Consider the following 12,765-nt stretch of genomic DNA (forward strand, 5'->3'; position numbering starts at 1 on the left):
TCCTTCCCCGGAATCGCGCGAGGGTCTCAAGGCTTCCGACCGGGGCTGAGAGACTTCTGATATGTGGGTTTGGTTTTCTGTTACACTCCACCACCACCATTCAACGCCCAACCGTTCTCGGTTGGGCGTTTTCGTTGCGTCCCGCCGGATGCAGCAGGGCGACCAGGCGGTCCAGTGCGTGGGTGTGGTGCTTGTGCCGGTGCAGCACGAAATAGCACTGGCGCGGCATCTTCGGCAGCGTGGTCGCGACGCGCTGCAGGCGCCGTGCGGCGAGCAGGTCGGCCACCACCCACTCGGACAGGCAGGCCAGGCCCAGGCCCTCGGCGGCGGCGTGCTTGATGGCTTCGGAGTTGCCCAGTTCGATGCTGCGGCGCCAGGCGTGGAGCTGGGGCAGCAGCGCCAGATCGGTCGCGGCGCGCGTGCCGGAGCCTGCTTCGCGCAGCAGCCAGACCTGCTCGCGCAGCACCTGCAGCGGCACCGCTGCACCGGCCGGCCGATGGGCCGTCAGGCGTCGGTGCAGGCGCGGCGCCGCCACCACCAGCAGCTCGTCGCGCAGCCAGGGCCGGGTCTCGAGCCTGGGGTCGTCGCAAGGCCCCTCGATCAGGCCGATGTCCAGGCTGAAGTCGGCCACCGCGGCGGCGATCTCGGCGGTGTTGCCAATGCGGACCTGGGCGTGCCACGGGCCCGCATCGCCCGGCGGGCGATCGCTCCACAGACGGCGCAGCAGGCGCGGCAGCAGGTAGTTGCCGATGGTGGTGCTGGCGCCCACGCGCAGCGCGGCGAGCGCGGCGCCGACGCCGCGCGCCTGGCGCTCGATCTCGGCCGCACCGTCGAGCAGCGCCTGCGCGCGCGGCAGCAGGGCGCGTCCGTCGGCGTTCAGCAGCAGTCGCTTGCCCGTGCGGTCGAACAGGGGGATGCCCAGCATGCGCTCGAGTTCCTTCAGCGCCGCGCTGGTGGCCGACTGCGACAGCCCGATCGCGGCGCCAGCAGCGCTGGTGCTGCCGCCGCGAGCCACCGCCGCGAACACCTGGAGCTGGCGCAGCGTCAAGCGGAGGGGACTTGCCACAATCTGGAAATGAATCGATTGAATAGGTTGATTATAGAAAAATAACTTGTTTTACAGATCGATATAGGGGTCCTAGATTCGGTGTCGCGCCGTGTGGCGCGATTTCAGGAATGAACGGCGCGATGACGGCACTGACAAGACGGGGGCGGGGCGAGGGTCTGGATGGGGCGGCGCGCCTGCTGCCGGGCCTGGCCCTCAGCGCGGCGCTCGCCGGTCTTGCCCTGCAGCTGGGCGACCACTCCTGGGTGCGGGCGCTGGGCCTGAGCGGCCTGAGCCTGGCGATCGTGCTGGGCATGGCGCTGGGCCACGCCTGGCCGCGCGCCGTGGCCGATCGTGCCGGCGCGGGCGTCGCCTTCTCGCGGCAGCACCTGCTGCGCCTGGGCATCGTGCTCTACGGGCTGCGCCTGAGTCTGCAGGACGTGGCGCAGGTGGGCCTGGCGGGCGTGCTGGTCGATGTCGTGGTGGTGGCCGCCACCTTCGCGCTTGCGCTCGCGCTGGGCGTGCGCTGGCTGAAGCTGGATCGCAAGGCGGTCATGCTGATCGGGGTCGGAAGCTCGATCTGCGGCGCCGCCGCGGTGCTGGCGACCGAGCCGGTGGTGCGAGGGCGGCCGCAGCAGGTCTCGGTGGCCGTGGCGACGGTGGTGGTGTTCGGCACGCTTGCCACCTTCCTCTACCCGCTGCTGCACGGCCTCAACGCAGCCTGGGGCGTCATTCCGGGTGGCGCCGAGCAGTTCGGCATCTACATCGGCTCGACCGTGCACGAGGTGGCGCAGGTGGTGGCTGCCGGCAATGCCGTGGGCCCGCAGGCGGCGGACGCGGCGGTGATCACCAAGATGGTGCGCGTGATGCTGCTGGCGCCTTTCCTGCTGGCGTTGTCGGCCTGGCTGGCACGCCACCCGGACCCGGCCGAGCGGCACGCGGGCGAACGGGCGCGCATCGGCGTGCCCGGATTCGTGCTTGGTTTCGTTGCCGTGGTGCTGTTCAACTCCCTGCAGTGGCTGCCGCCCGCTGCCGTGACGGCACTGACGGCGCTGGACAACCTGCTGCTGGCGATGGCGATGGCCGCGCTCGGGCTGACCACGCACGCGCGCGCCATCCGCCAGGCGGGGCTGCGGCCCCTGCTGCTGGCATTGCTGCTGTTTGCCTGGCTGATGGCGGGCGGCGCCTTGCTCAACCGCGCGGTGCTCGGCTGATCGTGCACGCCTCGCGGTCAGGCGCACGCCGGTGCCGGGGGGCCGTTCGACGCGACTCGCGATGAGTCATGCCGGCGCCCCGCGCTGGCGCCAGGCTTGCGGTGTGTGCCCGGTCCACTGTCGGAACGCGCGCGCGAAGGTCTTGTCGCTGGCAAAGCCGGTGGCCCGCGCGACGCGCGCGATCGGCAGCCGGGTGCGCAGCAGCAGCTCGCTGGCCTGCGCGCAGCGCACCTCGTCCTTGAGCCGCTGCACGCTGGTACCCTCGCTGCGCAGCTGCCGGTGCAGGCTGCGGACCGACAGGTCGAGCCCGTGGGCCAGCGTTTCGGCCGTCTGGACCGCGCGCGCCTGCTGCAACTGCTGGCGCACGCGGTGCGACAGCAGGCGATCGCGCCGGTACGGCCACACCAGGATGGGGAGCGCACGCCGCAGCATCTGGTCGAGCGCGGCGCCATCGCGGCGCACCGGCAGTTCGAGGTAGTGGGCGTCGAAGCGCAGCCCGGCCTGGGCAGCGCCGAACCGCACCGGCCCCGGAAACAGCCGCCGGTAGAGCGCCGCATGCGCCGGCGCGGGAAACGGAAACTGCGCATCCACCAGCGTGATGCGCGAATCCGCCAGCCAACAGGCCAGCCCGTGCAGGTTGCGCAGCAGGGAGAGCAGGGCGAATTCGCGCAGCGCGCCAAGATCATGCCGTTCCCGGATGGCCACGCCCGCCAGCGGACCGTGCGGCTCGAGCGCCAGCACGACGTCATCGGTCAGCAGGCCGTGGTGGCGGCACCAGCGCGCCAGCGCCAGCCCCAGCGTGGGCGCGCTGATGCTGGCGCGTGCCAGCATGCCGTAGCTGCCCCAGGGCAGGCGGCGGCGAAACCAGCCGGGCGCCTCGTCATCGAGTTCGCGCATCGCCGCCAGGCACAGGCGCTCGAACTGCAGGGGGCTGACGCAGCCATCGATGTCGGAGATTTCATCTGGCGTGATTTGCGCCTGGCGCAAGGCTTCGGCCGGGTCCAACCCGCGACGCGCGTAGGCCAGCAGGACAGCGCGCACGAAAGCCACCGGCGTCTGCGCTCCAGCACGCGCGCCGGGGGGTCGGGTGGGGATGTCGGCCACGCTGGCAGTGTCGTATCTCGTGGCAGTTTTTGCAACCAATCTGGCAACCCCGGCGCGACGTGTCGGGCTATGCTGCCATTTGTACGCACGAGCCCGCAACACTACACTCGGATGGCACGAGAGCACGGTCCGAGTTTCAGGAGACAGCCGATGAGTGAGACACTGGCTGAAAGTTACGCGCGCGGCGCGCAGACGCTGCCGCTGATCGAGCAGACCATTGGTGCCTTCTTCGACGCCATGGTCGAGCGTTTCCCGCAGCGCGAGGCGCTGGTGGTGGCGCACCAGCAGCGGCGCTACACCTACCGCGAGCTGCAGGCGGAGGCCAATCGCCTGGCCAGCGCGCTGTTGCGCCTGGGGCTGAAGCCGGGCGAGCGCATCGGCATCTGGTCGCACAACAACACCGAGTGGGTGCTGATGCAACTGGCCACGGCCAAGGCGGGGCTGATCCTGGTCAACATCAACCCGGCCTATCGCACGGCCGAGGTCGAATACGCGTTGAACAAGGTCGAATGCCAGGCGCTGGTGACCATGGCGCGCTTCAAGACCAGCGATTACCTGGCGATGCTGCGCGAGCTGGCGCCCGAGTGGGCGCATGCCCGGCCCGGCGAGGCGCTGCAGTCGGTGGCGCTGCCGCATCTCAAGCACGCGATCTGGATCGACGTGGCAGGCGAGGGCGGCGAGGAGCCGGGCTTCATGCGCTTCTCGGATCTCATGAAGACCGGCGACCCGCAGGATGCGCGCCTGGCGCAGGTCGCATTGCTGCTGCACCCCGAGGATGCCATCAACATCCAGTTCACCAGCGGCACCACGGGCTTCCCGAAGGGCGCGACGCTGACGCACCGCAACATCCTGAACAACGGTTTCTTCATCGGCGAGGCGATGAGGCTGACCGAGCACGACCGCCTGTGCATTCCCGTGCCGCTGTATCACTGCTTCGGCATGGTGCTGGGCAACCTGGCGGTGCTGACGCATGGCGGCTGCATCGTCTACCCGAACGATGCCTTCGACCCGCTCACCGTGCTGCAGACGGTGCAGGCTGAAAAATGCACCGGCCTGCACGGCGTGCCGACCATGTTCATTGCCGAGCTGGACCACCCGCGCTTCAGGGAGTTCGACCTGTCCACCCTGCGCACCGGCATCATGGCCGGCAGCCCCTGCCCGATCGAGGTCATGAAGCGGGTGCAGAGCGAGATGAACATGGGCGAAGTGACGATCGCCTACGGCATGACCGAGACCTCGCCGGTGAGCTGCCAGAGCAGCACCGACACGCCGCTGGACAAGCGCGTCTCCACCGTCGGCCTGGTGCAGCCTCACCTGGAGATCAAGATCATCGACCCCGAGAGCGGCCGCACCGTGCCGATCGGCGAGCGCGGCGAGTTCTGCACGCGCGGGTATTCGGTGATGCAGGGCTACTGGGAAGACCCGCAGCGCACCGCCGAGGCGATCGATGCCGAGGGCTGGATGCATACCGGCGATCTGGCCGTGATGGACGACGCCGGCTACGTCAACATCGTCGGGCGCATCAAGGACATGGTGATCCGCGGCGGCGAGAACGTCTACCCGCGCGAGATCGAGGAATTCCTGTACCGCCACCCCAAGGTGCAGGACGTGCAGGTGGTCGGCGTGCCCGACCAGCGCTTCGGCGAGGAGCTGTGCGCGTGGATCATCGTCAAGCCCGGGCAGCAGCTGACCGAGGACGAGGTGCGCGAGTTCTGCAAGGGCAGGATCGCGCACTACAAGGTGCCGCGCTACATGCGCTTCGTCGCCGAGTTTCCGATGACCGTGACCGGCAAGATCCAGAAGTTCAGGATTCGCGAGGCCATGGTGGCCGAGCTGGGCCTGGCGCAGGACAAGACTGCCTGAAATCCGGAACCTGACCGGACACAGGGGACGCAGAGTTCACGCCGAGGACGCAAGCGAACATCCAATCTGATACAGGATATTTTCCGCGTCCTCCGTGTACGGCAGTTCAATTTTCGAGACCAAACCCATGCCCGCCATCACCACCAAGCTCAATCCCCGCTCGGCCGAGTTCCAGGCCAATGCCGCCGCCATGCGCGCGCTGGTCGACGACCTGAGCGCGCAGGTCGCCAGGGTCGGCCAGGGCGGCGGCGAGGCGGCGCGCAAGAAACACACCGACCGCGGCAAGCTGCTGCCGCGCGTGCGCGTGCAGATGCTGCTGGATCCCGGCACGCCCTTTCTCGAGATCGCCCCGCTGGCGGCGCTGCACATGTACCCGGACCGCGACGGCAGCGATTCGGCGCCGGCAGCCGGGCTGATCGCCGGCATCGGCCGCGTCTCGGGCGTCGACTGCATGATCGTCTGCAACGACGCCACGGTGAAGGGCGGCACCTACTATCCGATGACCGTCAAGAAGCACCTGCGCGCGCAGGAGATCGCCGAGCAGAACCGCCTGCCGTGCATCTACCTGGTCGATTCGGGCGGCGCCAACCTGCCGAACCAGGACGAGGTGTTCCCCGATCGCGACCACTTCGGCCGCATCTTCTACAACCAGGCCAACCTGAGCGCGCAGGGCATCGCGCAGATCGCCGTCGTGATGGGCAGCTGCACCGCCGGCGGCGCCTACGTGCCGGCGATGAGCGACGAGTCCATCATCGTCAAGAACCAGGGCACCATCTTCCTCGGCGGCCCGCCGCTGGTGAAGGCCGCCACCGGCGAGGAGGTGAGCGCCGAGGACCTGGGCGGCGGCGACGTGCATACGCGCCTGTCGGGCGTGGCGGACCACCTGGCGCAGAACGACATGCATGCGCTGGCGCTGGCGCGCGAGGTGGTGGCGCAGCTCAATCACACCAAGACGCGCGCCGGAGCGCTGCGCACCCCAGTGGCGCCGAAATTCCCGGCCGAGGAGCTGTACGGCGTGATTCCGACCGACACGCGCAAGCCCTTCGACGTGCGCGAGATCATCGCGCGCATCGTCGACGGCAGCGCCCTGCAGGAATTCAAGGCGCGCTTCGGCACCACCCTGGTGTGCGGCTTCGCCCACATCGAGGGCATGCCGGTGGGCATCGTCGCCAACAACGGCATCCTGTTTTCGGAGAGCGCGCAAAAGGGCGCGCACTTCATCGAGCTGTGCTGCCAGCGCAAGATCCCGCTGGTGTTCCTGCAGAACATCACCGGCTTCATGGTCGGGCGCAAGTACGAGAACGAGGGCATCGCGCGTCACGGCGCCAAGCTGGTCACCGCCGTGGCCACCGCCAACGTGCCCAAGTTCACCGTCATCATCGGCGGCAGCTTCGGCGCCGGCAACTACGGCATGTGCGGTCGCGCCTACAGCCCCCGCTTCCTCTGGATGTGGCCGAACGCGCGCATCAGCGTGATGGGCGGCGAGCAGGCGGCCAACGTGCTGGCCACGGTGCGGCGCGACGGCATCGAGCGCAAGGGCGGCACCTGGAGCGCGCAGGAGGAGGAAGCCTTCAAGGCGCCCATCCGCCAGCAATACGAGGAGCAGGGGCATCCCTACTACGCCACCGCGCGGCTCTGGGACGACGGCGTGATCGATCCGGCCGACACGCGGCGCATGCTGGCGCTGGGGCTGTCGGCAGCGCAGAACGCGCCGATCCCGGACGTGAAGTTCGGCGTGTTCCGGATGTAGGACGTGGACGCAGGCACGCATTTCGCCACGCTCGCCCGCTACAACGCCTGGGCGACCGGGCGCCTGCTGGCGGCGGTGGCGGTGCTGCCGGACGTCGACTACCGGCGCGACGTCGGCCTGTTCTTCAGGAGCATCCACGGCACGCTGGGTCACCTGCTGGTGGCAGAACACATGCTGTGGTTCCAGCGCTTTGCCGAAGGCGTGTCGCCGCAGGTCGTGCTCGATGCCGAGGCCGAGCCGGATCGGGCGCGCCTGGCCGAACGCCTCGTGCAGGGCGCCGCGCGCTGGCTGCCGTTGATCGAAGGCTGGTCCGCCGACCGCTTCGCCGGCGAACTGCGCTACACCACGATGCGCGGCCGCGCCGTCGCACTGCCGTTCGCCGCCGCGCTGGCGCACGTGTTCAACCACGGCACGCACCACCGCGGGCAGATCACGGCGGCGCTCACCGCACTCGGCCAGCCGTGTCCGGAACTCGATCTGGTTTACCTGCTGCAGGAGCAAGCCAAGCCATGAGCACTGCCATCCGCCTCGACATGCAGGGGGGCGTCGCCACCGTCACGCTGAATCGCCCCGAGGTCCGCAACGCCTTCAACGACGCGGTGATCGCCGAGCTGTCCGAAGTGTTCACGCGGCTGGGCGAGGACGATGTCGTGCGCGCCATCGTGCTGGCGGCCGAGGGTCCGTCCTTCTGCGCCGGCGCCGACCTGAACTGGATGCGGCGCATGGCGGACTACACGCGCGAGGAGAACCTGGCCGACGCCGAGCAACTGGCCTTCATGCTGCGCGCCCTGTACGAGTGCCCCAAGCCGACCCTCGCGCGCGTGCAGGGTGACGTTTATGCCGGTGGCATGGGCCTGGTCGCGGCCTGCGACATCGCGGTCAGCGTGGACACGGCGCACTACTGCCTGAGCGAGGTCAGGCTCGGCCTGATTCCCGCCACCATCAGCCCCTACGTCATTCGCGCCATGGGAGCGCGCGCCGCGCACCGCTGGTTCCTGACGGCCGAGCGCTTCAGCGCCGCCGAGGCGCACCGCATCGGCTTCGTGCACGAGGTGGTGGCGGCCGATGCGCTGGACGCCAAAGTGGCCGAGCTGCTCAAGGCACTGACCGGCGCCAGCCCGAATGCCGTGCGCGAGTGCAAGAAGCTGGTGCAGGACGTGGCCGGGCGCGACATCACGCGCCTCTTGATCGAGCGCACGGTGGAAGGCATTGCCGACATCCGGGCCAGCGACGAGGGCAAGGAGGGCGTGCAGAGCTTCCTGCAGAAGCGCAAGCCGTCCTGGCTGAAATGAGCCACCCCCTATGTCGCTGCGCTCCATCCCCCTTGAAGTGGGACGCACCCAGTGGCCAGGGAGACCCCGACCACGGGTGCCCCCGCATGGCCTGCTCCGCGGCCTTTGGAGCGGTGGCGTTTCATGCGTCGCGGAATGGTGCGATGCGCCATGAGAGACTGACATGACATCCCTCTTCGAGTCGCAGACGTGTCGTCACCCCGCAAGGGAGACAACGCCGGCGCCCGGTACACGCCCGGGCATGTCGTCCGCAGGGATGGTCTGCTCCGCAGCCCAACGACTGGCTTCGCTGACTGCCCTGCGCCTGGGGACGGATGATCCCTGCTGCCGGAGGGGCTCGGATGCCTGAATGGCTCGCCCAACTGATCCAGTGGCTGCACGGCATGGGCCTGCACGTCGGGCCGGACACGGCTTCGGCAGTGGGCCAGGCGGCCGGCCATGTGGGCGAGGCCGTGACCAGCGTGACCGCGCACATGGACATGCCGCAGCTGCTGGCGCTGGCGGCTGCGCTGGGCTGGGCCAGCGGCTTTCGGCTGTACGCCGTGGTGTTCCTGACCGGCGCCATGGGCGCGGCCGGCTGGATCGTGCTGCCACCCGGCCTGCGGCTGCTGCAGCACCCGGCGGTGCTGGCGGCCAGCGGCTTCATGATGGGGGTCGAGTTCTTCACCGACAAGATTCCCTGGTTCGACAGTGCCTGGGACGGCGTGCATGCCCTGATCCGCATCCCGGCCGGCGCGCTGCTGGCGGCCGGCGTGTTCGGTGCCGATTCGGCCACCCTGGGGCTGGTGGCCGGGCTGCTGGGCGGCTCGCTGGCGGCGACCTCGTTCGCCACCAAGGCCACCGCGCGCGCGGCGCTCAACACTTCACCGGAGCCCTTCTCCAATGGCGCCGTTTCGCTGTTCGAGGACGGACTGGTGGTGGCCGTGGTCTGGCTGGCGACCGCGCACCCGATCTGGTTCGGCGTGCTGCTGGTCGTGATGCTGGTGCTGTCGGCCCTGTTGCTGGTCCTGTTGTTCCGCTTCCTGAAGCTGGTGCTGCGCAAGCTCCGAGGTGCACCTGGCGCGGCCCCGGCGGCGCTGGGAGGCGCGCCCGGTTCGACGAATTCCTGAGGAGATTTCCATGTTCGAGGTGACCCTGATAGCCAACCGCGGCGTTCGCGCGCAGCGCGGTCGTGACACAAACTGCATGGCGCGCGCAGCGTGCGCAGGCCATTGAGCCGCGGAGGACGACATGTTTGAAAAGATCCTGATTGCCAACCGCGGCGCTCGCGCGCAGCGCGGTCGTCAGACAAATTGCCTGGCACGCGCAGCGTGCGTAGGCGATTGAGCCACGGAGGGCACCATGTTCGAAAAAATCCTGATCGCAAACCGCGGCGAGATCGCCTGCCGCGTGGCCGCCACGGCTCGCCGCATGGGCGTGCGCACCGTGGCCGTGTATTCCGACGCCGACGCGCACGCCAAGCACGTGCTGGCCTGCGACGAGGCGGTGCACATCGGCGGCAGCGCGCCCGGCGAGAGCTACCTGCAGTGGCAGCGCATCATCGATGCGGCCAAGGCCAGTGGCGCGCAGGCGATCCACCCGGGCTACGGCTTCCTGAGCGAAAACGCCGCGTTCGCCCGCGCCTGCACCGATGTGGGCCTGGTGTTCATCGGCCCGCCCGCCAGCGCGATCGAGGCGATGGGGCTGAAGGCCGAGTCCAAGCGGCTGATGGCCACCGCTGGCGTGCCGCTGGTGCCCGGCTACCAGGGCGAGGACCAGGATCCGGCGCTGCTGCGGCGCGAGGCCGACCGCATCGGCTACCCGGTGCTGATCAAGGCCAGCGCCGGCGGTGGCGGCAAGGGCATGCGGGAAGTCTGGCAGGGCGAGGACTTCGCGGCGGCGCTCGAGTCCTGCCAGCGCGAGGCCAGGAACAGCTTCGGCAACGACGCCATGCTGGTCGAGAAGTTCGTGCAGCAGCCGCGCCACATCGAGATCCAGATCTTCGGCGACACGCAGGGCAACTGCGTCTACCTGTTCGAGCGCGACTGCTCGACGCAGCGGCGCCACCAGAAGGTGCTGGAGGAGGCGCCGGCGCCCGGCATGACGCCCGAGCTGCGAAGGCGGATGGGCGAGGCCGCGGTGGCGGCCGCGCGCGCCGTCGGCTACGTTGGCGCCGGCACGGTCGAGTTCATCGCCGAGCAGCCCGGCGGCTATGCGCACCCCGAGCAGATCCGCTTCTACTTCATGGAAATGAACACGCGCCTGCAGGTCGAGCACCCGGTCACCGAGGCCATCAGCGGCCAGGACCTGGTCGAATGGCAGCTGCGCGTGGCGGCCGGCGAGCCCCTGCCGCTGGCGCAGGAGGATCTGGTGATCGACGGCCACGCGATCGAGGCGCGCATCTGCGCCGAGAACCCGGACCGCGACTTCCTGCCCGCCACCGGCACCCTGCACGTCTATCGCAAGCCGCCGCACGCGGCCTTCGAGTTCGGGCCGGTGCGCATCGACGACGGCGTGCGCGAGGGAGACGCCATCAGCCCCTTCTATGACAGCATGATCGCCAAGCTCATCGTCTGGGGCGAGACGCGCGAGGAGGCGCTGGCGCGGCTCGATGCGGCCCTGGCGGCGACGCAGATCGCCGGGCTGCAGACCAACGTGCAGTTCCTGCGCCACGTGCTGGCGACGGATTCGTTCCGCCAGGCGCACCTGGACACGGCACTGATCACCCGTGAGCGGGAACGCCTGTTCGACCAGGACCCGCTCGGGCGCGACCTGGTGGTGGCTGCGGCCGTGGCGCAGACCGTGCTGGCCGAGCGTGCCGCCGAGACCGACGATCCGTTCAGCCGCAGCGACGGCTTTCGGTCGCACGGCGTGGCTTCGCGCCGCGTCGACCTGGAATACCGCGGCGAACCGGTGGTGGCCAAGCTGCGCTACCTCGACGACGGCCTGGTGCTCCAGGTGGGTGACGCCGAGCCGCAGCCACTCTCGCTGACCGCGCTGCCCGACGGCCGCATCGACCTGCGCTACGGCAGCCAGCGCGAGCTGGTGCAGGTGCACGCGCTGGGCGAGGAGGAATACGTGTTCGGCACGCGCGGCGCTGCGCGCATCACCGAGCTCGACATGCTGGCGCGTGCCGACGAGGGCGCCGGCGAGGGCGGGCGCCTGACCGCGCCGATGCCGGGCAAGGTGGTGTCGATTGCGGTCAAGACCGGTGACCAGGTCAGCAAGGGTCAGCCGCTGGCGGTGATGGAGGCGATGAAGATGGAGCACACCATCGCTGCGCCGCAGGACGGCGTGGTGGGCGAGGTGCTCTACGCGCCGGGCGACCAGGTGCCCGAGGGCGCCGAACTGCTGCGGCTGGATGCAGGCACGGCTGCATGAAGATCCTGCTGTGCCAGGACGACGTGCGCGACGCGACCGCCTGGCTGGCCGAGCTGCGTGCCGCCTTGCCGAGGGCCCAGGTGGACCTGTGGCGTCCCGGCCTGCCCGCCGTCTACGAGCTGGCGCTGGTCTGGCGTCCGCCGCAGCAGCTGCTGGACGAGCAGACGCGACTGCGTGCCGTGCTGAACCTCGGCGCCGGCGTCGATGCGCTGCTGGCGCTGCGCCTGGCGCCCGGCTTGCAGGTGCTGCGGCTGGAGGACGCCGGCATGGGGGTGCAGATGGCCGAGTACGTCTGCCACGCGCTGATCCGCTTCTTCCGCGAATTCGACGTCTACGCCGCGCAGCAGCAGCGCGGCCTGTGGCAGCCGCGTGCGTTGCGCGCGCGGGGCGATTTCCCGGTCGGCATCATGGGCCTGGGCGTGCTGGGCGCGCAGGTGGCGCGCGCGGTGCGGGCCTTCGATTTTCCTGTCCTCGGCTGGAGCCGCACGCCGCGCGCGCTGGACGGCGTGCGCTGCCTTGCCGGTGCTGGCGAACTGCCCGAGTTCCTGGCCGCCACGCGCGTGCTGGTGACCCTGCTGCCGCTCACGCCCCACACGCGCGGCATCCTGGATCGCTCGCGCCTGACGCAGCTGCCGCGCGGCAGCTACCTGATCAACCTGGCGCGCGGCGCGCTGGTGGTCGAGGACGACCTGCGCGCGCTGCTTGACGATGGCCAACTGGCCGGCGCCACGCTCGACGTGATGTGCGAGGAGCCGCTGCCGCCAGACCACTGGATGTGGTCGCATCCCGCCGTGCAGCTGACACCGCACATTTCCGGCATGACGCTGCGCGGCGACACCATCGTGCAGGTGGCGCGGGCGGTGGAGGCGCTGCAGGGCGGCGGCCCGCTGCCGGGCCTGGTCGATCGCGCGCGCGGGTACTGAACCCAAATCCCGCGGTTGAGTGCTCGTGAACGTGTGGAAACCCGGATGAACGTTGACGGTACCCACGTCGATTGCGCTCACCGATTGGGTGAGAGTGCCGTGCGCCCGCCAGCGCCACCCTTGCCGCGCGACGCGGCGTGGCGCGTCGCGCGGCACGCCCGTGCGCGGCCTCCTCGTCCTTGCAGGGCGCGGCCCGGCCAGAGGCCGAGCCCGT

10 protein-coding genes are annotated in these 12,765 nt (G+C 69.9%); 8 read left to right on the plus strand and 2 right to left on the minus strand.

Translation table 11 applies throughout. The features are described 5' to 3' along the window. Positions 1-100 precede the first annotated feature (100 nt). On the minus strand, positions 101-1,066 hold the full coding sequence (locus tag PKA16_RS12360) for a LysR family transcriptional regulator (protein WP_324403534.1): 966 nt from the start codon (positions 1,064-1,066) through the stop codon (positions 101-103). A 122-nt stretch (positions 1,067-1,188) separates the two neighbouring features. On the opposite strand from PKA16_RS12360, the gene PKA16_RS12365 reads away from it, so the two are divergent. Continuing rightward, positions 1,189-2,259, plus strand: coding sequence for a YeiH family putative sulfate export transporter (locus tag PKA16_RS12365; protein ID WP_324403535.1), 1,071 nt, complete (start codon positions 1,189-1,191; stop codon positions 2,257-2,259). A gap of 66 nt (positions 2,260-2,325) precedes the next feature. Here the strand turns inward: PKA16_RS12365 and PKA16_RS12370 are convergent, their stop codons facing one another. Further along, positions 2,326-3,363, minus strand: coding sequence for an AraC family transcriptional regulator (locus PKA16_RS12370; RefSeq protein WP_324403536.1), 1,038 nt, complete (start codon positions 3,361-3,363; stop codon positions 2,326-2,328). A 150-nt stretch (positions 3,364-3,513) separates the two neighbouring features. On the opposite strand from PKA16_RS12370, the gene PKA16_RS12375 reads away from it, so the two are divergent. The 7 genes from PKA16_RS12375 (at position 3,514) to PKA16_RS12405 (ending at position 12,551) form a co-directional block, all read left to right on the plus strand. After that, positions 3,514-5,226 carry an AMP-binding protein gene (locus PKA16_RS12375; RefSeq protein ID WP_324403537.1) on the plus strand — a complete coding sequence of 571 codons (1,713 nt, stop codon included), beginning with the start codon at positions 3,514-3,516 and terminating at the stop codon, positions 5,224-5,226. A 127-nt stretch (positions 5,227-5,353) separates the two neighbouring features. Continuing rightward, on the plus strand, positions 5,354-6,976 hold the full coding sequence (locus PKA16_RS12380; RefSeq protein WP_324403538.1) for a carboxyl transferase domain-containing protein: 1,623 nt from the start codon (positions 5,354-5,356) through the stop codon (positions 6,974-6,976). 3 nt (positions 6,977-6,979) lie between these two features. Next, positions 6,980-7,489 carry a DinB family protein gene (locus tag PKA16_RS12385; protein WP_324403539.1) on the plus strand — a complete coding sequence of 170 codons (510 nt, stop codon included), beginning with the start codon at positions 6,980-6,982 and terminating at the stop codon, positions 7,487-7,489. Beyond that, positions 7,486-8,268: an enoyl-CoA hydratase/isomerase family protein gene (locus PKA16_RS12390; protein ID WP_324403540.1), complete on the plus strand. Its 783-nt coding sequence runs from the start codon at positions 7,486-7,488 to the stop codon at positions 8,266-8,268. The genes PKA16_RS12385 and PKA16_RS12390 overlap by 4 nt, the downstream gene beginning before the upstream one ends. Before the next feature lie 341 nt (positions 8,269-8,609). After that, on the plus strand, positions 8,610-9,377 hold the full coding sequence (locus PKA16_RS12395) for a DUF4126 domain-containing protein (RefSeq protein WP_324403541.1): 768 nt from the start codon (positions 8,610-8,612) through the stop codon (positions 9,375-9,377). Positions 9,378-9,609: 232 nt separating this feature from the next. Next, positions 9,610-11,628 carry an acetyl/propionyl/methylcrotonyl-CoA carboxylase subunit alpha gene (locus PKA16_RS12400; RefSeq protein WP_324403542.1) on the plus strand — a complete coding sequence of 673 codons (2,019 nt, stop codon included), beginning with the start codon at positions 9,610-9,612 and terminating at the stop codon, positions 11,626-11,628. Continuing rightward, positions 11,625-12,551: a glyoxylate/hydroxypyruvate reductase A gene (locus tag PKA16_RS12405; RefSeq protein ID WP_324403543.1), complete on the plus strand. Its 927-nt coding sequence runs from the start codon at positions 11,625-11,627 to the stop codon at positions 12,549-12,551. Before PKA16_RS12400 ends, PKA16_RS12405 begins: the two co-directional genes overlap by 4 nt. The last annotated feature ends 214 nt before the right edge of the window (positions 12,552-12,765 follow it).

Origin of the sequence: Ottowia sp., from assembly GCF_035325765.1 — a bacterium.
GTDB lineage: Bacteria > Pseudomonadota > Gammaproteobacteria > Burkholderiales > Burkholderiaceae_C > Ottowia.

Bases quoted from the DNA above. Each gene is read 5' to 3' on its own strand.
- PKA16_RS12390 (WP_324403540.1), top strand. From the start codon at position 7,486: ATGAGCACTGCCATCCGCCTCGACATGCAGGGGGGCGTCGCCACCGTC.
- PKA16_RS12400 (WP_324403542.1), top strand. From the start codon at position 9,610: ATGTTCGAAAAAATCCTGATCGCAAACCGCGGCGAGATCGCCTGCCGC.
- PKA16_RS12380 (WP_324403538.1), top strand. From the start codon at position 5,354: ATGCCCGCCATCACCACCAAGCTCAATCCCCGCTCGGCCGAGTTCCAG.
- PKA16_RS12365 (WP_324403535.1), top strand. From the start codon at position 1,189: ATGACGGCACTGACAAGACGGGGGCGGGGCGAGGGTCTGGATGGGGCG.
- PKA16_RS12375 (WP_324403537.1), top strand. From the start codon at position 3,514: ATGAGTGAGACACTGGCTGAAAGTTACGCGCGCGGCGCGCAGACGCTG.
- PKA16_RS12395 (WP_324403541.1), top strand. From the start codon at position 8,610: ATGCCTGAATGGCTCGCCCAACTGATCCAGTGGCTGCACGGCATGGGC.
- PKA16_RS12405 (WP_324403543.1), top strand. From the start codon at position 11,625: ATGAAGATCCTGCTGTGCCAGGACGACGTGCGCGACGCGACCGCCTGG.